The 21,710-nt window shown below is 72.7% G+C and carries 16 protein-coding genes; 5 read left to right on the forward strand and 11 right to left on the reverse strand.

Features of this window, described 5'->3' with window-relative positions:
• Positions 1–41: 41 nt before the first annotated feature.
• Positions 42–2,213 carry a RecQ family ATP-dependent DNA helicase gene (locus tag ACZ4MH_RS25520; protein ID WP_351589790.1) on the forward strand — a complete coding sequence of 724 codons (2,172 nt, stop codon included), beginning with the start codon at positions 42–44 and terminating at the stop codon, positions 2,211–2,213.
• A gap of 399 nt (positions 2,214–2,612) precedes the next feature.
• Complete coding sequence (locus tag ACZ4MH_RS25525; RefSeq protein WP_467754699.1) at positions 2,613–3,266, forward strand: hypothetical protein; 654 nt, start codon at positions 2,613–2,615, stop codon at positions 3,264–3,266.
• Between the two features lie 108 nt (positions 3,267–3,374).
• Here ACZ4MH_RS25525 and ACZ4MH_RS25530 read toward each other — a convergent pair whose 3' ends face one another.
• The 4 genes from ACZ4MH_RS25530 to ACZ4MH_RS25545 form a co-directional block, all read right to left on the reverse strand.
• Positions 3,375–4,016: a hypothetical protein gene (locus tag ACZ4MH_RS25530; protein WP_351589793.1), complete on the reverse strand. Its 642-nt coding sequence runs from the start codon at positions 4,014–4,016 to the stop codon at positions 3,375–3,377.
• 66 nt (positions 4,017–4,082) lie between these two features.
• Positions 4,083–4,784 carry a ribonuclease HII gene (locus ACZ4MH_RS25535; protein ID WP_351589796.1) on the reverse strand — a complete coding sequence of 234 codons (702 nt, stop codon included), beginning with the start codon at positions 4,782–4,784 and terminating at the stop codon, positions 4,083–4,085.
• Positions 4,785–5,214: 430 nt separating this feature from the next.
• On the reverse strand, positions 5,215–6,129 hold the full coding sequence (locus ACZ4MH_RS25540; protein ID WP_351589800.1) for an ADP-ribosylglycohydrolase family protein: 915 nt from the start codon (positions 6,127–6,129) through the stop codon (positions 5,215–5,217).
• Between the two features lie 10 nt (positions 6,130–6,139).
• Entirely contained in the window at positions 6,140–6,799 is a 660-nt protein-coding gene (locus tag ACZ4MH_RS25545) for a histidine phosphatase family protein (RefSeq protein ID WP_351589803.1), read from the reverse strand.
• A 196-nt stretch (positions 6,800–6,995) separates the two neighbouring features.
• Here ACZ4MH_RS25545 and ACZ4MH_RS25550 point away from each other — a divergent pair, with 196 nt between their 5' ends.
• Positions 6,996–7,652: a TetR/AcrR family transcriptional regulator gene (locus tag ACZ4MH_RS25550; protein WP_351589806.1), complete on the forward strand. Its 657-nt coding sequence runs from the start codon at positions 6,996–6,998 to the stop codon at positions 7,650–7,652.
• A 44-nt stretch (positions 7,653–7,696) separates the two neighbouring features.
• On the opposite strand, the gene ACZ4MH_RS25555 is transcribed toward ACZ4MH_RS25550, so the two are convergent.
• Entirely contained in the window at positions 7,697–8,302 is a 606-nt protein-coding gene (locus tag ACZ4MH_RS25555; RefSeq protein ID WP_351589809.1) for a YdbC family protein, read from the reverse strand.
• Positions 8,303–8,570: 268 nt separating this feature from the next.
• Between ACZ4MH_RS25555 and ACZ4MH_RS25560 the strand changes: the two genes are divergently transcribed.
• The gene (locus tag ACZ4MH_RS25560) at positions 8,571–9,113 is read left to right on the forward strand and encodes a TerD family protein (protein ID WP_351589812.1); all 543 of its coding nucleotides are present in this window, start codon (positions 8,571–8,573) and stop codon (positions 9,111–9,113) included.
• 173 nt (positions 9,114–9,286) lie between these two features.
• Here the strand turns inward: ACZ4MH_RS25560 and ACZ4MH_RS25565 are convergent, their stop codons facing one another.
• Together ACZ4MH_RS25565 and nrdR are read right to left on the reverse strand one after the other, a co-directional pair.
• Positions 9,287–12,163, reverse strand: coding sequence for a vitamin B12-dependent ribonucleotide reductase (locus tag ACZ4MH_RS25565; RefSeq protein WP_351589814.1), 2,877 nt, complete (start codon positions 12,161–12,163; stop codon positions 9,287–9,289).
• Positions 12,164–12,284: 121 nt separating this feature from the next.
• A complete protein-coding gene (nrdR, locus tag ACZ4MH_RS25570; RefSeq protein ID WP_030260734.1) occupies positions 12,285–12,806 on the reverse strand; it encodes a transcriptional regulator NrdR in 522 nt (173 codons plus the stop codon).
• Between the two features lie 539 nt (positions 12,807–13,345).
• On the opposite strand from nrdR, the gene lexA reads away from it, so the two are divergent.
• Complete coding sequence (gene lexA, locus ACZ4MH_RS25575; RefSeq protein ID WP_351589818.1) at positions 13,346–14,137, forward strand: transcriptional repressor LexA; 792 nt, start codon at positions 13,346–13,348, stop codon at positions 14,135–14,137.
• 164 nt (positions 14,138–14,301) lie between these two features.
• On the opposite strand, the gene ACZ4MH_RS25580 is transcribed toward lexA, so the two are convergent.
• The 4 genes from ACZ4MH_RS25580 to ACZ4MH_RS25595 form a co-directional block, all read right to left on the reverse strand.
• A complete protein-coding gene (locus ACZ4MH_RS25580; protein ID WP_351589820.1) occupies positions 14,302–16,341 on the reverse strand; it encodes an ATP-dependent DNA helicase in 2,040 nt (679 codons plus the stop codon).
• Positions 16,342–16,416: 75 nt separating this feature from the next.
• A complete protein-coding gene (locus ACZ4MH_RS25585; protein WP_467754700.1) occupies positions 16,417–18,399 on the reverse strand; it encodes an IucA/IucC family protein in 1,983 nt (660 codons plus the stop codon).
• A gap of 121 nt (positions 18,400–18,520) precedes the next feature.
• On the reverse strand, positions 18,521–19,303 hold the full coding sequence (locus ACZ4MH_RS25590; RefSeq protein WP_351589826.1) for a GNAT family N-acetyltransferase: 783 nt from the start codon (positions 19,301–19,303) through the stop codon (positions 18,521–18,523).
• Positions 19,304–19,357: 54 nt separating this feature from the next.
• Complete coding sequence (locus ACZ4MH_RS25595) at positions 19,358–21,265, reverse strand: IucA/IucC family protein (RefSeq protein ID WP_351589891.1); 1,908 nt, start codon at positions 21,263–21,265, stop codon at positions 19,358–19,360.
• Between the last annotated feature and the right edge of the window lie 445 nt (positions 21,266–21,710).

Here is a 21,710-nt window from a genome sequence, read left to right on the forward strand (position 1 = left end):
CCGGTTCGCCCGTTGTCAGTGGGATGCGCTTGCATGGACTCATGGACGACACGAACGACGGAACCCTGCGGCAGGCGGCCGACGCGGTGCTGGCCCGCCTCGTCGGCGCCCCGGCGGGAGCGGCCCGGCTGCGCGAGGACCAGTGGCGGGCGATCGAGGCGCTGGTCGCCGAGCACCGCCGGGCGCTGGTGGTGCAGCGCACGGGCTGGGGCAAGTCGGCCGTGTACTTCGTCGCGACCGCCCTGCTGCGGCAGCGCGGCAGCGGCCCGACGGTGATCGTCTCGCCGCTGCTGGCACTGATGCGCAACCAGGTGGAGGCGGCCGCGCGGGCGGGCATCCGCGCGCGCACGATCAACTCCGCCAACACCGAGGAGTGGGACACCGTGCAGGCCGAGGTGGCGGCCGGCGAGGTGGACGTGCTGCTGGTCAGCCCGGAGCGGCTGAACAACCCGGACTTCCGCGACCAGGTGCTGCCCAAGCTCGCCGCGGCGACCGGCCTGCTGGTGGTGGACGAGGCGCACTGCATCTCGGACTGGGGTCACGACTTCCGGCCCGACTACCGCCGGCTGCGCACGATGCTCGCCGACCTGCCGCCCGGCGTGCCCGTACTGGCCACGACGGCGACGGCCAACGCCCGGGTGACGGCCGACGTGGCCGAGCAGCTCGGCACCGGCGGCGGCACGGACGCGCTGGTCCTGCGCGGCCCGCTGGACCGGGAGAGCCTGAGCCTCGGCGTGCTCCGGCTGCCGGACGCCGCGCACCGCATGGCCTGGCTCGCCGAGCACCTGAACGACCTGCCGGGCTCCGGGATCATCTACACCCTCACGGTGGCCGCCGCCGAGGAGGTCACGGCCTTCCTGCGGCAGTGCGGGCACACGGTCGCGTCGTACACGGGCAAGACCGAGAACGCCGACCGTCAGCAGGCCGAAGAGGACCTGCTCGGCAACCGCGTCAAGGCGCTGGTCGCCACCTCGGCGCTCGGCATGGGCTTCGACAAGCCCGACCTCGGCTTCGTCGTCCACCTCGGCTCGCCCTCCTCCCCCATCGCCTACTACCAGCAGGTGGGCCGCGCCGGCCGCGGTGTGGAGCACGCCGAGGTCCTGCTGCTGCCCGGCCGGGAGGACGAGGCGATCTGGTCGTACTTCGCCTCCCTCGCCTTCCCGTCCGAGGAGCTGGTCCGGCGGACGATCGACGTGCTCGCCGGTTCGGAACGGCCGCTGTCGCTGCCCGCGCTGGAGCCCCTGGTGGAGCTGCGCCGCTCCCGCCTGGAGACGATGCTCAAGGTCCTGGACGTGGACGGCGCGGTCCGGCGGGTCAAGGGCGGCTGGACCGCCACGGGGCAGCCGTGGACGTACGACGCGGAGCGGTACGCCTGGGTGGCGAAGCAGCGCGAGGCCGAGCAGCAGGCGATGCGCGAGTACGCCACGACGGACGGCTGCCGGATGGAGTTCCTGCAGCGGCAGCTGGACGACGAGGGCGCGGCGCCGTGCGGCCGCTGCGACAACTGCGCGGGGCCGCGCTTCACCGCCGAGGTCTCCCCCGCCGCGCTGGACGCGGCGCGCGGCGAGCTGGGCCGCGCGGGCGTCGTCGTGGAGCCGCGCCGGATGTGGCCGACGGGGCTGCCCGCCATCGGTGTGGACCTCAAGGGACGCATCCCGGCGGGTGAGCAGGCGGGTGCGGGGCGGGCCCTCGGCCGGCTCTCGGACATCGGCTGGGGCAACCGGCTGCGCCCGCTCCTGACCCCGCAGGCCCCGGACGGCCCGGTGCCCGCCGACGTGCTCGACGCCGTGGTCGGGGTGCTGGCCGACTGGGCGAAGGGGCCGGGCGGCTGGGCGAGCGGCGGCCCGGAGGCGCCCGCCCGCCCGGTGGGCGTCGTCACCATGGCGTCCCACACGCGGCCCCAGCTGGTCCAGTCCCTCGGTGCCCGGGTCGCCGAGATCGGCCGGATGCCGCTGCTGGGGTCGATCGCGTACGCGGCGGGCGCTGACGAGACGCACCTGCCGCGGTCCAACAGCGCGCAGCGGCTGCGCGCGCTCGACGGGGCGCTGACGGTGCCGCCGCAGCTGGCCGAGGCGTTGCGCGCCGCGGACGGCCCGGTGCTCCTGGTGGACGACGCGACCGAGACCGGCTGGACCCTCGCGGTCGCCGCCCGACTGCTCCGCCGGGCGGGGGCGGGGGGTGTGCTGCCGCTGGTGCTGGCGGTACAGAGCTGATCGCGCGGCCGGCGGGGGCGGCCGGCCGGCGTGCCCGTTTCAGGAGCGGCCGGCGGCCCGGAGCGCGCGTCGGAGCGCGCTCAACGGGCCGTGCGGCGCCCGGAGTCGGGGGCGCGCCGGGCGGGGCGGAAGCGGGAGGGGGTTTCCGCTGGTCCGCACCGTACGGGGCGGACCCGTGCGGCGGGACGCGCTTCGGCGGGCGGCTGAGCGGGAAGGAAAAAGACGACGCACCCATCGATTCCGAACGCCGCGGCGAATTGCTCATTGCCGCAAGCGTGTACGACCGCGAGAATCGTAGTGCTTCCCCATTCCAGCCGTCCGCGGCTCAGCAGGGGTGTGTTGTGGTGCGACGCCGCGCCCGGCCGCCCCGGCTTCCGTCGCGTCGACGAAGGGAGGACCGTGACCTTCGGCATCACTCCGCCCCTGACCGCGTCCCAGCCCTCCTCCACCGCGTCGGCCGCCAGGCTGAGCCGGATGCTGGAGCCCTCCGAGTGGGCCTCGGCGGGAATTCCCTTGCTGCGCAGCCCTCGTGAGGTCGTCACCGGCCTCCACGACCGGCATCTGCCCGGCCCGTCCACCGCCGTGGTCGCGGTGCTCGATCCGGAGGAGCGGGTGACGGCCAGCGCGTCCTTCGTGCTGCGTACGGACGCGCCCGACGGCTGGGACTTCCGTAACGCACTGCTGACGCAGCTGCGCCGGGTGGTCCCGCACGATCTGCGGCTGCGCGCACCGGTGCGGACGGCCGTGCTGCTGTACTGCCGCGACGGTGAGCCGCTGTGGACGGAGGCGGACGGCGCGTGGATGTGGGGGCTGCGGGACGCCTGCACCTTGCACGGGCTGCGCTGCGGCGCGTACATCACGCTGACGCGCGACGGCTGGCAGGTGCTCGGGGAAGGCCGCGGCGGGCGCCGGCCGTACACCGGCGCGCGGCCGGAGCGTCCTCAGCTGTCGGACGCGGCCCGCGAGAGGCACAACGGCGGCATGGCCGCGGGCCCGCCGCGGCGTACGGGCGGCGGAGCACCGGAGGCACACCGCCGCACGGCGGCCCGCTGACCGGCACGGAGACGCCCGCGCGCGGCGGTACGGAAACGCCGGCGCGAGCGGTACGGAGTGAGCCCGGCGGCCGTGATGGCCGGACCGGGCCCCTCCGAGCCGGCTCGCTTACGCCGACGCCCCGATGAGGGCGTTGATCCGCTGCGGGTCGCCACAGACGATCAGCAGGGCACCGGCCCGGGCCATGGCGGCGGGCAGCGCCTTGGCGACGGTCTCGTCCGAGCCGCCGTTGACCGCGACGACCACCACGGGGCGGCCGGCGGCGCGCTCGGCGGTGGCGTCCGCGTAGAACACGTCGTCCGCGGCGTCGTGCTGCGCCCAGTAGGACGCCTCGCCGAAGGACAGCTCGTGCGCGGCCCAGGGGTGCCGGTCGCCGGTGGTGAGGACCAGCACCTCACTCGGCGCGCGGCCGGAGTCCAGGAGCAGGTCGACCGCCTCGTCGGCGGCGTCCACGGCGCCGTCGGCCGGCGCGGGGATCAGCTGCAGCTGAGCTTCGGAGGCGGTGCCGGCACCGGCCGCCGCGGACGGCTTGGGAGCCGTGCGCTGTGCGGGCGGGGTGGGAGCCGGTCCGCGGGACGGGCCGGGCTTGCCGGGGCGGGCGCTGGACGCGGGGGCGCCGCGCGGAGGCGCGGGGCGGGGGCCGGGACCAGGTACGGGACGGGGGGTCGACGCGGTGCGGCCGGCGGCCGGAGTTGCGCGGGGACCCGGGACACTCTCGTGAATCTGAGGCTCCTCGGGGATGAGAGGCATGAAGTGATGTCTATCAAACGTAGGTACGGGACATGTCAGCGGGTACCGGATTCACATCCGTACCGCTCAGAAGTCGAAGCCGAGTTGGCCACCGGCCTCCAGAGCGGCTGATTCTGGGGTGAGGCGCACCTTCTTCAGGTGCTGCCAGCGGGGCAGCGCGTCCATGTAGGACCACGACACCCGGTGGTACGGGGTCGGGCCCCACTCCTCCAGGGCCGCGCGGTGCACCGGCGAGGGGTAACCGGCGTTGTCCGCGAAGCCGAAGTGCTCGTGTTCCAGGCCCAGTTCGGCCATCATCGCGTCGCGCCGCACCTTCGCCAACACCGAGGCGGCGGCGACGGCGACACAGGACTGGTCGCCCTTGATGACCGTACGGACCCTCCAAGGGGCACCGAGGTAGTCGTGCTTGCCGTCGAGGATGACCGCGTCGGGCCGGACCGGAAGGGCTTCCAGCGCACGGACGGCGGCCAGCCGGAGAGCGGCGGTCATGCCCAGTTCGTCGATCTCCTCGGGGCCGGCATGGCCGAGGGCGTGACAGGTGACCCAGTCGCTGAGTACGGCGGCGAGTTCGTCGCGGCGCTTGGGGGTCAGCAGCTTGGAGTCGGTGAGTCCGGCGGGCGGGCGGCGCAGTCCGGTCACGGCGGCGCAGACGCTCACCGGGCCGGCCCAGGCTCCGCGCCCGACCTCGTCCACTCCTGCGATGATCTTGGCGCCCGTCGTGGCGCGCAGCGATCGCTCGACGGTGTGAGTAGGGGGCTCGTAGGGCATGGCGCCAGACAGAGTACGCCCCCGCCCACCACCACTTCGCACCGCGGGTACCCCTCGCCCGTTTCCCCCCGCCCAGCCGACGTCATCACGCCCCGGAACAGAGCCCTGAGCACCGTCCGGAAGGTGACGCGCGGATCCTCCGAACCGCGCCCCCTGAGACGTGGTGCTACGCATGCTCCCGACCTTCACCGAGCAACCGAACGCTTCAAGCCCAGCAACGCCCCGAAGGACCCACCACCAAGGCTACGCCCCACACCCCCAGGCAGGCCGAGACGCCCAGCCAACGCCGCACCCGCCACCAGACAACACATCTCAGGCAACGCGCCGCACGCCCCCGGCCACGCGCCTCCCAGCCGGCCGGCTCAAGCGACGCCGCGCGCCTCCCGGCGGCCGGCCCGAGCGACGCCGCACGCCTCCCGGCGGCAGGCCCTCAGGCCACGCCGCTCGGTGTCCAGGGCGGGAGGTCCTCCGTGCCGGCCAGCCACTCCTCCGGGGGCGCGCCCTCCGGGCCCGCCGCGACGATGGCGCCGACGATCGCGCACGTGGTGTCCACGTCACCACCCGCCCGGACGGTGGTCCAGAACGCCTGCTCGTAGTTGCCCAGGTTGCGGGCGGCGGCCCACAGCGTGAACGGCACGGTGTCGTGGGCGGTGGTCCGCCGGCCGCAGCCGAGCACCGCGGCGACCGTGCTCGCGTCGGCGTAGTCGAGCATGTCGCGGGCACGGCGCAGCCCCGCCTGGACCGCGCTGCGCGGGATGAGCTCCATGACGCCGTCCAGCAGCGCCTCCGGGCCGGTGGTGCGGTCCGGCGCGGCGACGAGCGCGGCGGCGGCCGCGACCGCCATCGCCCCGACGACCGCCTCGCGGTGCTGGTGCGTGACGTACGCGGAGATCTCCGCCTGGTGCGTGGCCTGCTCGGGATCGTCGGCGTACCAGGCACCCAACGGGGCGATGCGCATGGCGGCACCGTTGCCCCATGAGCCCTGCCCCTTGAAGAGCGCCGAGGCCAGCTCGCGCCAGTCCCGCCCCTCCCGCACCTGACGGAGCAGGCGGTCCACGGCGGGACCGTAGGCACGGTCGACGTCGTGGTGCTCCGCGAAGGAGCGGGCGAGCGCGTCCTGGTCGATGCGGCCGTGCTCGGTCAGTACGGCCAGCACGGAAGCGGCCATCTCGGTGTCGTCGGTCCACCGCCAGGGCGCCGACGGCAGGGCGCGGCTCTTGAGCGCGGGGTAGTTGGCGGGCACGAAGAACTGGGATCCCAGGGCATCGCCCACGGCGAGCCCCCGCAGGCTCTCCAGGGCCCGCGCGAAGCGCTGTGCGTCACTGTCACGGTGATCGGCGGTCATCGGGTGAACTCTAACCGGTGACCCCGTAGGACTGCGGTGTACACCAGCTCTCGAACGGCCGGTCAAGGCGGTACCGCCCGTCCGGACCGAGCAGCAGAGTGCGGTGATCGGCGTTGTGGGGATTGGACAGTGATTCGAATTCGGCGACGGTCCAGTGGAACCACCTCATACAGAACAACCGCATGGTCAGTCCGTGCGTGACGATCAGAACGTTCGGCGGATGGTCGGGTGCCTCGAAGCTGCGCCACAGGCTCTCCAGGAACGCGCCCACCCGGTCGTAGACGTCCGCACCCGACTCGCCCTGGGCGAAGCGGTAGAAGAAGTGGCCGTAGGCGTCGCGGTACGCCTTCTGGAGCCGTACGTCGTCCCGGTCCTGCCAGTTCCCCCAGTCCTGCTCGCGCAGCCGCGGCTCCTCGCGCACCCGGACCCGCTCCTTGTCCAGGCCGAGCGCCTGGAACGTCTGGTGCGTGCGGCGGTACGGAGAGACGTACGCGGATATTCGCTCGTCGCCGAACATCGTCCGCAGCTGCGCACCGGCCTCCTCGGCCTGCTTGACGCCGCGCTCCGTCAGACTCAGGGCGTGATCCGGCTCCCGCTCGTACACCGTGTCATCGATATTTCCGTCGGACTCTCCATGCCTGATGAGGACGATGCGTCGGGGGCGTGCCATACCGCCAGCCTAAGACGAGGCGCCGCCCCATGCCCGAGGCGCTCCCGGACGCCGGACCCGAAGACCTGGGTGAACACTGGTGACCTCCCCCGCGACCGCACCGGCGGCCGTACGAATCGAAACGCAACGGTTGTTGCGTTACGTTGACGATGATGACATGATCCATCACCTAACGCAACTGGAGTAGTCTTTGCCTGTGGACAACGAGCAGACGCCGCAGACCAGGGGCGGAGCCGGCGCCGCGCGCCCGGGCACCCGCCGGCCCGGCGGCCGTACCGCACGCACGCGGGCGGCCGTCCGCGACGCCGTACTGGCCGGACTCACCGAGCACGGCTACTCCGGCCTGACCGTCGAGTACGTCGCCGAGCACTCCGGCGTGCACAAAACGACGCTCTACCGCCGCTGGGGCGGGGTCGACGGACTGGTCGCCGACACGCTCGAGCTGGCCGGCGAGGACAGCTGGACCCCGCCCGACACCGGTTCGCTCGACGGCGACCTGCGCGCGCTCGCGCTGGAGGTCGTGCACTCCTTCGCCGACCCGGCGGCCGCCGCGCCCAGCTCGGCGGTGATCGCCGCCGCCTTCCAGTCCGAGCCGGCCGCGCAGGCGCTGCGCGCGTACTACGCCGAACGGTTCACGCGCTGCGAGGCGATCGTGGACCGCGCCGTCGCGCGCGGCGAGCTGCCGGGCCCGCGGTCGGCCGTCGACGGCGGAGCACTGGTACGCGCGGTGGCGGCCCCGCTGTTCTTCCGCCTGTTCATCACCCGCGAGGGCCTGGACGAGCCGGCCGCCGACCAGGCCGTCGCCGTCACCCTTGCGGCGGCACACGCAGGAACGTTCACGACGGACGACTGAGCGCGGGCGAGGTCACGGCGCGACACCGTTACGCCGTTACGCCGTCACACCGTCCAAGAAGGCTCCAGATCGACCACGTCCCCCGTGATCCCCACGATGTCCGCGGCCGTCTGGGCCCGCAGGGCCAGGCGTTCGAGGCGTTCGGGGCGGTACTTGCCGCGTTCGGCCGCCGACTGCCACATCGAGAGGACCAGGAACTCCTCCCCCGGGGCGCGCCCCAACAGGCCGCGCAGCATCCCGGGGGAGCCCGCCATCGCGGGGTTCCAGACTTTCTCCTGCATCAGCTTGTAGTGGTCGACCCGGTCCGGCCTGACCTGGCAGTACGCCAGCCGCAGCACGTCGGCGTCCGCGAAGACGGGACGGAAGCCGACCTTCACGTCCAGCTCGTGTTCGAAGAGGCGGGTCTGGCCGTTCTTGTACGTGCCGATCTGCGCGGCGGCCAGGCGGTCGTGCGATCTCGCCATGAACGAGTCGTAGAACGCCCTGCTCTCCCAGAAGGCCACGAGGTGCGCGACGCCGGGGCGAGTACGGCTCCAGCCGCCGCCCTGCCCTCGGAAGCCCGGCTCTCCGGGCAGCCCCGCCCATTTGCGCTGCCCCCGTTCGAACCCCCGACGGTCCACAACAGTGCAGCGAATCCACTTGACCAGCACCGCGCCATCGTACGGCCCCTGGCGTCTCTCGTGTCACTGCGCGTCACAGTACGCACACTTCAACTCATGCGCCGTACATGGCGGATGAGGGCGGGCGCACCCTGCTTGTCACACCCTCGTGGCAGCATGGGTGATTCACGGGAAGCAGCAGCATGGGCAAGTCCTGGGAAGCAGCCGGTGGTTGGCCGCCGGACCGGTCTCCACCGGAACACCGGCGGCAGGCGGACGGCCCAGCCACGGTGCTCCGGGGCGGAAGAAGGGAAGTCTGGTGAGCAGTCTCAACAAGGGGATCGACAAGGCCGAGGTCACGCTGAAATGGGACCCGAGCCCCCAGGGCGAGCCCGCCAACGACCTCGACATCATCGCCGCGACGTACACCACGGACGCGCTGTACGGCGAGCCCGCGTACCTCGTGCACTTCGACAGCCGCTCCCCCGACGGCACGATCACCCTGAACCGGGACAGCAGGACGGGCCAGGGGTTCGGCGTCGACGAGGCGATGACGCTGGAATTCTCGCGACTGGCGGAGAGGTACGGCCGGGTGGTGGTGGGCGTCGCCATCCAGCAGCGGGGCGGGCACCGGACCTTCGGCGACATACCGCACACCCTCGTGCGCGTCCTGGAGGGCTACGAAGTGCTGGCGGAGGACGACTTCGGCCGTTGTCCCGGCGCCACGGCCGCGGTGGTCGCGGAGTTCGTCCGGGACGGTGACGGGGAATGGCAGCTCGTCGGCGGGGTGCGCGGGTACGACGCCGACCCCGATGACTTCGCCTCGTCGATGGGGAACAGGCCCGGCACCGCCGGACGGTGACCGGGCCCGGCCGGCCAAGCCGCGTCACGCGCCTGTTCACCACGCGGCGCCCCACGCCCGCCCCGCCACGGCCGAGAGGGCGCCGACCGATGGTCGGCGCCCTCGCTCAGGTGCGGCTCAGCGCCCTCCGGAGCGGACGCTCAGCGGCCGCGTCCGGTGCGCTGTCGCTCGCGTCAGCTGCAGCCGCTCGTGGAGCCGCAGCCCTCGCAGAGGTAGCAGCTGCCGGCGCGCTGCATCTTCGTGCCGCAGGAGAAGCACAGCGGGGCGTCGGCGTTGATGCCCAGCTGCATCTCGACCAGCTCCGCGTTGGTGTGCGCCTGCTTCGGGGCCGGTGCCGCGGTCTCCTCGACGACTTCCTGGGTGGAGGTCGGCGCGGAGTGCTGGGTCGCCGGGGTCAGCGGGGCGGACTGGGCCAGGCCCTGGATGTCCACCTCTTCCTCGGCCGGCTCGTACGAACCGGTCTCCAGGTGGCGCTGGCGCTCCTCGACGGAGTGGATGCCGAGCGCCGAGCGGGTCTCGAAGGGCAGGAAGTCCAGCGCCAGGCGGCGGAAGATGTAGTCGACGATCGACTGCGCCATCCGCACGTCCGGGTCGTCCGTCATGCCGGCCGGCTCGAAGCGCATGTTGGTGAACTTCGAGACGTAGGTCTCCAGCGGCACGCCGTACTGGAGGCCGACCGAGACCGCGATGGAGAAGGCGTCCATCATGCCCGCGAGGGTCGAGCCCTGCTTGGACATCTTCAGGAAGACCTCACCCAGGCCGTCGTCCGGGTAGGAGTTGGCCGTCATGTAACCCTCGGCGCCGCCGACGGTGAAGGAGGTGGTGATGCCGGGACGGCCCTTCGGGAGACGCTTGCGGACCGGGCGGTACTCGACGACCTTCTTCTCGGCGACCGGCTCGGCCTTCTTCTCCTCCTCCTTCTTCTTGGCGGAGAGCGGCTGGCCGACCTTGCAGTTGTCGCGGTAGATCGCGAGCGCCTTCAGGCCGAGCTTCCAGCCCTGGAAGTAGACGTCCTCGATCTCCTCGACCGTGGCGGTCTCCGGGACGTTGACCGTCTTGGAGATCGCGCCGGAGAGGAACGGCTGAGCGGCGGCCATCATGCGGACGTGGCCCATCGGGGAGATGGAGCGCTCGCCCATGGCGCAGTCGAAGACCTCGTAGTGCTCGGGCTTCAGGGCCGGGGCGTCGATCACGTTGCCGTGGTCGGCGATGTGGGCGACGATCGCCTCGACCTGCTCGGGCTGGTAGCCCAGGCGCTTCAGCGCCTTCGGGACCGTGTTGTTCACGATCTGCATCGAGCCGCCGCCGACGAGCTTCTTGAACTTGACCAGGGCCAGGTCCGGCTCGACGCCCGTGGTGTCGCAGTCCATCATCAGGCCGATGGTGCCGGTGGGGGCCAGCACGGAGGCCTGCGCGTTGCGGAAGCCGTTCTTCTCACCGAGGCGGACGACGTCCTGCCACGCCTCGGTGGCCGCGGCCCACACCGGGGTGTCCAGGTCGTCCATGCGCGTGGCGGCACCGTTGGCGTCCGCGTGCTGCTTCATGACGCGCTTGTGGGCGTCGGCGTTGCGGGCGTAACCGTCGTACGGGCCGACGACCGAGGCCAGCTCGGCGGAGCGCTTGTACGAGGTACCGGTCATCAGGGAGGTGATGGCGCCGGCGAGCGCGCGGCCGCCGTCGGAGTCGTACGCGTGGCCGGTGGCCATGAGCAGGGCGCCCAGGTTGGCGTAACCGATGCCCAGCTGGCGGAAGGCGCGGGTGGTCTCGCCGATCTTCTCGGTCGGGAAGTCGGCGAAGCAGATGGAGATGTCCATCGCCGTGATGACCAGCTCGACGACCTTGGCGAAGCGCTCCGCGTCGAACGACTGGTTGCCCTTGTCGTCGTCGCGCAGGAACTTCATGAGGTTGAGCGAGGCGAGGTTGCACGAGGAGTTGTCCAGGTGCATGTACTCGCTGCACGGGTTCGAGGCGGTGATCCGGCCCGACTCCGGCGAGGTGTGCCAGTGGTTGATGGTGTCGTCGTACTGGATACCGGGGTCGGCGCACGCCCAGGCGGCCTCGGCCATCTTGCGGAACAGGCCCTTGGCGTCGACCTCCTCGATGACCTCGTTGTCCATCCGGCCGCGCAGGCCGAACTTCGAGCCGGACTCCACGGCCTTCATGAACTCGTCGTTCACGCGGACCGAGTTGTTGGCGTTCTGGTACTGGACGGACGCGATGTCGTCGCCGCCCAGGTCCATGTCGAAGCCCGCGTCGCGCAGCGCGCGGATCTTCTCCTCCTCGGAGACCTTGGTCTCGATGAACGCCTCGACGTCCGGGTGGTCCACGTCCAGGACGACCATCTTGGCGGCGCGGCGGGTGGCGCCGCCCGACTTGATGGTGCCGGCGGACGCGTCGGCGCCGCGCATGAAGGAGACCGGGCCCGAGGCGTTGCCGCCGGAGGAGAGCAGCTCCTTGGAGGAGCGGATGCGGGAGAGGTTCAGGCCGGCGCCGGAGCCGCCCTTGAAGATCATCCCCTCTTCCTTGTACCAGTCCAGGATCGACTCCATGGAGTCGTCGACGGAGAGGATGAAGCAGGCGCTGACCTGCTGCGGCTGCTTGGTGCCGACGTTGAACCAGACCGGCGAGTTGAAGCTGAAGACCTGGTGGAGCAGCGCGTACGCCAGCTCGTGTTCAAAGATCTCCGCGTCGGCCGGGGAGGCGAAGTAACCGTTCTCCTCACCGGACTTCCGGTACGTCTTCACCACGCGGTCGATGAGCTGCTTGAGGCTCTTCTCCCGCTCCGGGCTGCCGACCGCGCCACGGAAGTACTTGCTTGTGACGATGTTGACCGCGTTCACCGACCAGAAGTCGGGGAACTCGACGCCACGCTGCTCGAAATTGACCGAGCCGTCGCGCCAATTGGTCATGACGACGTCTCGGCTCGCCCACGCCACCTCGTCGTACGGATGCACGCCGGGGGTGGTGTGAATGCGCTCGATACGCAGACCCTTGCTCGCCTTGCTGCCCTTTCGGGAGCCTCGCGCCGGGCCGCTCGTCGTCTCTGTCATGCCGCCTCCCTGTACGGGCGTAAACGCCCTGATGTGCACACTTCTTCCCGTGGCACGGTGTATGTCTTGCTGCGCCGGGGCTCCTGCTCAGCTCCGGCGAGGTCCGGGTCGCGCGCCGAGCTCAGTCGGCGGCGGGGGCGGGCACGGGGACCGCCGAATTCTCGGCCTCCCCGCAGTTCCCGCAGTGGTGCGAGGGCGGCCGCTGCTCACGCAGCTCCGCGATGGCCGCCTCAAAATCTTCGAGCGAGTCGAACGCCCGGTACACGCTCGCGAAGCGCAGGTACGCCACGAGGTCCAGCTCCTGGAGCGGGCCCAGTATGGCGAGCCCGACATCGTGGGTGGACAGCTCTGCGCTGCCGGTCGCGCGGACCGCCTCCTCGACGCGCTGGCCGAGCTTGGCGAGCGCGTCCTCGGTGACCGGCCGGCCCTGGCACGCCTTGCGCACGCCGGCGATGACCTTGTCGCGGCTGAAGGGCTCGGTGACCCCGCTCCGCTTGATCACCGTGAGTGACGCCGTCTCGATCGTCGTGAACCGCCGGGAGCAGTCGGGGCACTGCCGGCGGCGACGGATCGACGTGCCGTCGTCGGTGGTGCGGCTGTCCACGACCCGGCTGTCGGGGTGCCTGCAGAAGGGGCAGTGCATGGCTTGCCCTCCTCACCCTCGAAAACGGACGTACGCCACCCAATTCGGCGTACGGCTGATAGCCCGGACAGGGCCCGAACGGGGGCCTCCGGAGCGACCACAAGCATAGGCGATCCACGGGCCGAAGAAGACCATGGACCACAACGTCTGGTGGCTGTCGCCCATCCAAGCACTACATGTGGTGCCGGGCGAGAAAATGCACACAACCGCGTGTCGCGGCGGCGCAGCAGCCACGAGGGTACGTGAGACCCCCCGGTGACCGCTGCGGAGGGGCGGCAATGACAGACTTGGGCAGGTCACGGCGGCCAGGCCGTGATCGTCGCGGAACCGCGGAGGAGCGGGGACCCGCCGCCGGGGATTCCCGGCGGGAACGGTACCGTAATGCCCGTTATCGCCTTTCGGCCGCCCGTCGGCCATACACCCGATTCCCTGATCAGGTCAGCTAATCCACGGATTTTCACTCGAACGTGTGTTTGGCGCAACCTTTCGAAAGCAACTACCGTTGGCTAACTAGGGAGAACATTCCGAGAGGGGCCGACGTGACCACCACCGCAGACAGCGCGATCATCGCCGCACAAAGCCACTCCCAGGGCCGCTTCGAGCCGGCGCAGAAACCGCCGGTGGACGACGCCACGGTGAGCCCGGAGGGCCAGAAGCCGGCACGCTCGCTGCCGGGGCGGCCTCCAGGAATCCGTGCGGACAGCTCGGGCCTCACCGACCGGCAGCGGCGGGTCATCGAGGTCATCCGGGACTCCGTCCAACGGCGCGGGTATCCGCCGTCCATGCGCGAGATCGGCCAGGCGGTGGGCCTGTCGAGCACGTCGTCGGTGGCACATCAGCTGATGGCCCTGGAGCGCAAGGGCTTCCTGCGCCGCGACCCGCACCGCCCGCGGGCGTACGAGGTCCGCGGCTCGGACCAGCCCGCCTCGGCCCCGGCGGACACCACGGGCAAGCCCGCGGCGTCGTACGTCCCGCTGGTGGGCCGGATCGCCGCCGGTGGCCCGATCCTCGCGGAGGAGTCCGTCGAGGACGTCTTCCCGCTCCCCCGGCAGCTGGTGGGCGACGGCGAGCTGTTCGTGCTGAAGGTCGTCGGTGACTCCATGGTCGAGGCCGCGATCTGCGACGGCGACTGGGTCACGGTCCGCCGCCAGCCGGTCGCGGAGAACGGCGACATCGTCGCCGCGATGCTCGACGGCGAGGCCACGGTGAAGCGTTTCAAGCGCGAGGACGGCCATGTGTGGCTGCTGCCGCACAACGCCGCGTACCAGCCCATCCCCGGCGACGAGGCGACCATTCTCGGCAAGGTCGTGGCGGTGCTCCGCCGAGTGTGAGTACGCACGTGGCCGCACCGCAGCCGCCCTCGCGGGGCAGGCTGCGATCGGCGTGACGGGCCCCGGACATCGACTGGTGTCCGGGGCCCGCGCATGTCCCCCTGCGGGGCCCGCGTACGTCTCGCCCGGAGCCCGCGTACGTCCGTCTGCGGGCTCCCGGAGGGCTAGGAGGCGTCCGCCTCCGCGGTCTGCTCCGCGGCCTCTTCCGTGGCCGCTTGCGGGGTCTGTTCCGGCGCCTGTTCCGCCGCCTGTGCCGCCGCGTCGATCGCCGCCAGGGAGCGGCGGACCTGGTTGCGGTCGGTGGTGTACCAGAAGCCGGGCATCGAGGCGCGCAGGAACGAGCCGTACCGCGCCCGCTCGACCCGGGGGTCCAGGCAGGCGACCACGCCGCGGTCCCCGGAGGCGCGGATCAGGCGGCCGGCGCCCTGGGCCATCAGCAGCGCCGCGTGCGTCGCCGCGACCGCCATGAAGCCATTCCCGCCGGCCTCCTCCACGGCCTTCTGGCGGGCGCTCATCAGCGGATCGTCGGGGCGCGGGAACGGCACCCGGTCCATGACCACCAGCTGGCAGCTCGCCCCCGGCACGTCCACGCCCTGCCACAGCGACAGCGTCCCGAACAGGCACGTACGGGGATCCGCCGCGAACGCCCGGATCAGCTCGCCGAGCGTCTCCTCGCCCTGCAGCAGGATCGGCACGTCCAGGCGGCCGCGCAGCGCCTCGGCGGCCGCCTGCGCGGCCCGCATCGAGGAGAACAGCCCGAGCGTGCGCCCGCCGGCCGCCTCCACCAGCTCCGCCAGCTCGTCCAGCATGTCCGTACGGGTGCCCTCGCGCCCCGGCTGGTTCAGATGCTTGGCGACGTACAGAATGCCCTGCTTCGCGTAATCGAACGGCGAGCCGACGTCCAGGCCCTTCCACGGGGGCACGTCCTCGCCCTGCGTGCCTTCGGGGGCCAGTCCCAGCGAGGCCGCCACGCCGTTGAAGTCGCCGCCGAGCTTGAGGGTCGCCGAGGTCAGCACGACCGAGCGGTCGTCGAAGAGCTTCTCGCGCAGCAGCCCCGACACCGACAGCGGGGCGACACGGAGCGAGGCGCCGAAGCGGTCGTGCCGCTCGTACCAGACCACGTCGTACTCGGAGCCGTTCGCGATCCGCTCGGCGACCGCGTGCACGTTCTCCACGGAGGCCAGCGCCTGCTTGCGTACGGCGTCCTCGTCCTGGACGGACTTGTCGCGGGTCGAGCCGAGCGCGGAGATCACCGTACGGGCGGCGTCACGCAGCGCCATCAGGCAGTACCCCAGGTCCTCCGGGATCTCCTCCAGGCGGCCCGGCAGCGCCAGCTCCATCAGCCGCTCGAACGTCTCGGAGGCGGTCTGCAGCTGGTCGGCGGCCTTCTCGTTCACGAGCTTGGCGGCGCGCCGCACCGCGCGGTTGACCTGGCCCGGAGTGAGCTCCCCCGTGGCCACGCCGGTGACCCGGGAGACCAGCTCGTGGGCCTCGTCGATGATCAGTACTTCGTGCTGCGGCAGGACCGGCGCGCCCTCGATGGCGTCGATCGCGAGCAGCGCGTGGTTCGTGACGACGACGTCGGCGAGCTTGGCCCGCTCCCGGGCGGCTTCCGCGAAGCACTCCGCGCCGTACGCGCACTTCGATGCGCCCAGGCACTCCCGGGAGGTCACCGAGACCTGGCCCCACGCCCGGTCGGAGACGCCCGGCGTCAGCGCGTCCCGGTCGCCGGTCTCCGTCTCGTCCGCCCAGTCCCGGAGCCGCAGCAGGTCCTTGCCGAGCTTGCTCGTCGGCGTCGCCTGCTCGAAGGGGTCGAACAGGCCCTCCTCCTCTTCCTGCGGCACGCCCTCGTGGAGGCGGTGCAGACAGAGATAGTTCGACCGGCCCTTGAGCATGGCGAACTGCGGCCGGCGGCGGAGCAGCGGATGCAGCGACTCGACCGTACGCGGCAGGTCGCGCTCGACCAGCTGGCGCTGGAGCGCCAGAGTGGCCGTCGCGATCACCACCCGCTCGCCGTGCGCCAGCGCCGGGACCAGATAGCCGAGGGACTTTCCGGTGCCGGTGCCGGCCTGGGCGAGCAGGTGGGTGCCGTCGTCGACGGCCTCGGCGACCGCCTCGGCCATGGCGACCTGGCCGGGGCGCTCGGTGCCGCCGACGGCGGTGACGGCGGCATGGAGCAGTTCGGGGAGGGAGGGCTTCGTCATAGCGTTGCCACCCTACGCGGGCCCACTGACACTCCACCGCGTCCAGGCCGGTCCGTGGCCGGTCGCACGGGCGCGTCAGGGGGCGTGCAGCGGATTCGGGATCATGCCGTGCACGGCGGCGTGCGGGCGGTGCGGACGATCACGGTAACCGTCCATGTGGAGACGGTTGCGGTTGAGGCAGAGCCGCTCGATCTGCGGGGTGAGCAGGTCGAACATCGTGTGCCGCTCCTTGAGGTGCGGGAAGCGCTCGTGGTGGCGCAGGATCTCGGCCCGTACGAGTGACCAGAAGTCACCTTCGGGTACGCCGAGTTGCTCCTCGCACAACGGCGCCAGGTAGCGGAACACGCCGACGAACAGCCCGGAATGGATGAACTGGGTCAGGAACCCGGGCGGTTCGGTGAGCAGGGTCTCGCGTACGTCCTCGGGCATGGCGGCCAGTTCGGGCAGCGGGCCGTCCGTGGTGTTCACATCGTCCACGAAGTCCTTGACCGCGAGGCGGGTGGGCACGTCGTGCGCGTCGAAGCAGACGATGGCGTTCTCGCCGTGCGGGGAGAAGACGGTGCCGTACTGGTAGAGGAAGTGCAGCAGCGGCGGCAGCAGGGCGGCGAAGAGGTGGCGCAGCCAGGTGCGCGGCGCGAGCCCGGAGCGGTGCACCAGCTCGGCGGTCAGCGCGCGGCCGTGCGGGTCGGTCTGCAGGAGCGAGGCGAGAGTGCGGGCGCGCTCCCCGGGATCGAGCAACGGGGCGACCGGCTCGCGCCAGATGCAGCCGAGCAGTTCCTTGTACTGGTACGGGACGCCGGGGAGGCGGTCGTACAGAGGGTGTTCGACGGTGACGGACGCGGTCTCGCCGAGGAGGATCACGCGGGTCTCGTCGCGGAGATACGGGTCGGCGTCGCGCAGGCCCTGGACCCAGGCGGTGACGGCGGGGGCTGCGAGGGTGCGCTCGGTGGGCAGGCCGCGCCAGACGAGCGTGTTCAGCACGGACAGGGGGAGCTTGACCGTGCGGGCGTGCGGGCGGCTGGTGTTGAGAAAGGTGCGGATCGACTGCTGCGGCAGCCGGAGGTCGTTGTCAGTGGTGAGTGGGACGATGAATTTGCCGGCGATTTGGGGGGCGTAGAGCGGGGCGATGGTCTCGTCCCACTGCCAGGGGTGGACGGGGAGATAGAGGTAGTCGTCGGGGTCGAGGCCCTGGTCGGCGAGGGTGCGGGCGAAGGCGTTGCGGAGATCGGGGGTGAGTTCTTCGGAGTAGAGACGGTCGGGGGTGGCCAGCGGGCCGGTGCCGCGGTAGCGCGCGAGGTCGCGGTGGGCGGCGATCCAGGGCAGCCGGCAGGGGGTGCGGACTTCGGGGGCCCAGCGCTCGGCGTCGGCGGCGGAGAAGCCGAGCCGTCCCTTGTTGGCGACCAGCCAGGGGTGGCCGGTCTGGTGGCCTTCGAGGGCCGCGTAGTCGAGGTCGGCCAGCTCGGCGGCGGTGAGGGCGGTGGCGTCCAGCCGGGTGTCGGCGGCGAGCGTGGCGGTCAGCTCGCGGATGAGGTGGCCGGTGGTGTCACCGCTCAGGCCCAGGGCGGTGTCGTGGGCGTGGAAGAGGAAGTGCAGGGGGTCGCCGGTGGGCGTGACGGAGTCCGGGTCGACGCGCCAGTGCCCGTATGCGCCGCGGCGGGCGTGGAAGCGGTACGTGACCTCGGGGGTGAGGCGAAGGCGGTAGCGCTGGCTGCCGCAGGGGGCGGTGCCGTCCGGCTCGGGGGCGATGACCTCCTCGTACGCCAGCTCCGCGAGCGTCTTGGCGAGGAGGCGGCGGGCGGCGCGCCGCCAGGCCGCGTCGGCGGGGGCGCTGGGGGACGCGGAGCCCGTCGGGCCGGTCGGATCGGCAGCGTCGGCCGGGCCGCTCGGGCCGGTCGGATCGGCAGCGTCGGCCGGGCCGCTCGGGCCGGTCGGATCGGCAGCGTCGGCCGGGCCGCTCGGGCCGGTCGGAACGGTGGCGTCGGCCGGGCCGCTCGGGGCGGCGGCGCCGGTCGGTTCTGTACGGCCGGTGGTATGGGCGGGCTGGGCGGAAGGTGACAAGGCTGGCTCCTCGGTGCTCGGGGTGAGCGGCATAAGGGAATTCGCAGCGGATTGTTGAGGGAGGGAGGGGTTACGGGGAGGGCGTGAGCGGGGTGGGCCGGGGTCCGGGGCCGGTGGCGGATCACAGGACGGTGCGCAGGGCGCGGTCGCGGATCATCAGGGCGGCGCGCTTGTCGGGCAGCTCGGTCTCCGCGGCGAAGCGGAAGCCGGCGCTGAGGAAGGCGGCGATGGAGGGGGTGTTGCGCAGGTCGGGCTCGGCGACGACCCGGCCGCACTGCGGGCGGTGGTCCAGGACGAGGTCGGCGGTGGCCCGCAGCAGGGTGCTGCCCAGGCCGCGGCCGCGGTCGGCGACGCCGCCGATGAGCAGGTGCACACCGGTGTCGTGCGGGCGGGCCGGGTAGTAGCGGGCGAGCGGGTCGAGATCGGCGCGGTAGATCTCCCAGTAGCTCATGGGGACGCCGGCCAGCACGCCCAGGCAGGGCACACTGCGGCCGTCGCCGTCGAGCTGGGTCCGCAGGTGCGCTTCGGTGGTCCCGGGCGGCCCGGCCAGCTCCCAGAACGCGGCCACGGCCGGGTCGTTCATCCAGCCGGCGATCAGCGCGAGGTCGCGCTCCGGCCGGACGGGTACGAGCTGGAAGGGCCCGGCCGGGGTCTCGGCGGGGCCCCATCCGGCGAGCGCGTCGAGGAGCGGGCCGGCCGCCGGGTCGCCGGGGCGCAGCTGCGGAACGGTGTCCTCGGCCCCGAGGACGGTCAGCTCGGGCGGCAGCCGGAGGTCGACCGTGTCACGCAGAGCGTCACAGGGGGCGAGGACGCTCCCGGCGGAGGCGGCGGCCGGGTCCGGAGCGGGGGCCGGGGCCGTGTCCGGGGCGGGGGCCAGGGAGGCCGGGGGTTCGGTGGGGGGCACGGCGGGGTGCTCCTCTCGTGGGCTCACGGGGGCACGGGTCGGTGGCCTCATGGCTCACGGGTTCAGGGGGTTGGGGAGGGTGACGTAGACGGACTGGGTGTCGACCGGCCCGACGAGCTCGTCCAGGCCGTGCAGCCGCGTGAGCAGGTTGGCCTTGCACCGCAGGGTCCGGGCGGCGAGGAGGCGTTCGGGGAGCGGCGAGCGGTGCGCCGCCGGCTCGGCGGCGGCCCCGGTCAGGAACCGTCGGAAGGCCGCGAGGAGTACGCCCTCGTCCGCGAGCCCCTGCGCGCCGAACGCGCCGATCAGCCCGAGGACGTTGTTGATGCCGAGGTAGTAGGCGAAGCGCTCGTCGGTGACGTCGTCGGGCACGAAGGTGTCGCTCTCGACGCCGATGCCGGGCAGCCGCCGGTCCAGCTCGGCGCGCCGGGACTCGCGGAAGTAGTAGCCCTGGTTGTCGCGGTACCGGCCGCCGCTCGGCCAGCCGTCCGCGTCGAGCAGGACGAGGGTGTTCTGCTGGTGGGCCTCCAGCGCGACGCCCGCGGTGCCGTCGAGCCACAGGACGGGCCGTACGACGGCGTGGAGGTACCGCAGGAACCACTCGGCGGCGACCGCTCCGGCGGGCCGGCCGGTGCGCGCGGTCAGCGTGCCGATGAGGTCGGCGAGGCGGGAACGCAGGCCCTCGTGGCCCGGCCACGGCCGCGGCGAGGTGAGGCCGGCGACGCACACGGCGTCGTCGTCCGGCCCGAAGGGGTTGTGCCGGAAGACGACGTCGAGGCCGCGGACCGGCTCGCCGTCGGTGCCCGTCACGGCAAGCCAGGCCGGGTCGCGGACGATGTCGAAGCCCGGGTGGGCCGCGCGCCACTGTGCGGCGAGGCCGCTGCGGAGGAGGCGGTGGACCTCGACGCCGCGCTGCAGCTCCTTGCGGAGGTTCTCCCGGCGCGAGTTGGTGATCCGAAGCCCGAGGGAGAGCTTGAGCATGGCGTCCGCGCCGGGGCAGTGGACGGTCCGCACGGAGGAGGTGGGGTGCCAGTGCGGGCCGTGCGGGCCGAGGTCGTGCAGCAGGCCGGCGTCCAGGAGCGCGGCGACGTCGGGGCGGTGCCGTACCTCGCGGGCCTGCCACGGGTGCAGCGGCAACGGGACGGTGTCGCCGGGCAGTTCGAGGCCGTCACCGGTGAGATCGGCGGCGAGCCGGCCGGGCGGCACGGCACGGCCGCGCGCGGTCCAGGCCGAGTCCGCGGCCAGTACGGAGCGGTGCACGGCCAGCCAGTGCAGCGGGAAGGAGCCGCGCAGCTCCGGGGAGTACGCGCGCAGGTCCCCCTCGGAGAGGCCCTCGCGGCTCTTCGGTGTGGGGTGCAGCGGGTGCCCCAGGATCAGCGACTGCTCGCCTTCGAGGAAGCGGTCGGCGTGCGAGCCGGCGGGACGGGTCCGCCGGTCGGCGAGGATGGCGGCGGTGCAGCGTACGGAGTCGGCCACGCGGCCGATCAGCTCGGCGGCGCCCTCGGGGGATCCTCCGGGGGATCCTTCGGCGGCTCCCTCTGCAGTCCCCTCCGTGGCCCCCTCCGCGGGTCCCTCCGTGGCCTCCTCGATGAACGCGCCGGGCCGCTCAGCAGCGTCGGACCCGCCGAAGGCCGCCTCGCGGTGCAGCAGGGCGGCCAACGTGACGGCGTCCACAGTCGGCGCGCCTTCCGGCGCCTCCTCCAGTACGGGCGGGCCGAAGCGGTGGCAGCCGGTCGCCGACCAGTAGCGGACGGGGATGCGCAGGGTGGTGCCGGTGGCGTCCAGCGGGAGCCGGAGGTGGGCGCCGGGCGGGCGCGGCGTACCGCTCTCCCGGACCCAGCAGCGCAGCAGGTTCTCGACACCCGCCGCGTCCGCGGCCGCCGCCGGATCGGGGTGCTCCAGCGGGTCGGGGCACTTCGACGGATCGGGGTCCGTGTCCCGCTCCGTACCGACCGGTTGCCGCATGTCCCGCATGGCTGCCCCGACGCCGAAGGCGATCCCGACGGCCGCCCGGGAACTGAGCATCCCCGGCTCGCACACATGGCCGATGCGGCGCGCCTGCCGCGGGACGCTGGGCTCGTCGGACAACTCGGACGACTCGGACGACTCGAACGGCCCGGACGGCTTTGTCGACTCCGACGATGCAGACGGCTCACACGGCTCAGACGGCTCTGGCGGCTCCGACGCTTCGGACGCCGACGCGTCCGCCGCCACGGGCTCACCGGTACCGGAACGCACCTCCGGCGGCAGGCCGGCGTCGGCCACCTCACGGCGGCCGCCACTCGCACCGCCCTCCGGCGGCACCGCCGGCGCCCCGTCCTCCCGGGAGCCGCCCCCGCCGGGCATCTCCGTCGGCGACGGGCTCGCGCACGGTCCGTCGGCCGGGGGCTCCGCCGCGGGTGAGGCGTCC

The sequence above is a fragment of the Streptomyces sp. NPDC026301 genome (assembly GCF_055567935.1).

What these genes read in the sequence shown, in the direction of transcription:
- ACZ4MH_RS25520 (WP_351589790.1), top strand. Translation starts at nt 42, where the DNA reads ATGGACGACACGAACGACGGAACCCTGCGGCAGGCGGCCGACGCGGTG.
- ACZ4MH_RS25530 (WP_351589793.1), bottom strand. Translation starts at nt 4,016, where the DNA reads ATGCCTCTCATCCCCGAGGAGCCTCAGATTCACGAGAGTGTCCCGGGT.
- ACZ4MH_RS25535 (WP_351589796.1), bottom strand. Translation starts at nt 4,784, where the DNA reads ATGCCCTACGAGCCCCCTACTCACACCGTCGAGCGATCGCTGCGCGCC.
- ACZ4MH_RS25540 (WP_351589800.1), bottom strand. Translation starts at nt 6,129, where the DNA reads ATGACCGCCGATCACCGTGACAGTGACGCACAGCGCTTCGCGCGGGCC.
- ACZ4MH_RS25545 (WP_351589803.1), bottom strand. Translation starts at nt 6,799, where the DNA reads ATGGCACGCCCCCGACGCATCGTCCTCATCAGGCATGGAGAGTCCGAC.
- ACZ4MH_RS25565 (WP_351589814.1), bottom strand. Translation starts at nt 12,163, where the DNA reads ATGACAGAGACGACGAGCGGCCCGGCGCGAGGCTCCCGAAAGGGCAGC.
- nrdR (WP_030260734.1), bottom strand. Translation starts at nt 12,806, where the DNA reads ATGCACTGCCCCTTCTGCAGGCACCCCGACAGCCGGGTCGTGGACAGC.
- ACZ4MH_RS25580 (WP_351589820.1), bottom strand. Translation starts at nt 16,341, where the DNA reads ATGACGAAGCCCTCCCTCCCCGAACTGCTCCATGCCGCCGTCACCGCC.
- ACZ4MH_RS25595 (WP_351589891.1), bottom strand. Translation starts at nt 21,265, where the DNA reads ATGCGGCAACCGGTCGGTACGGAGCGGGACACGGACCCCGATCCGTCG.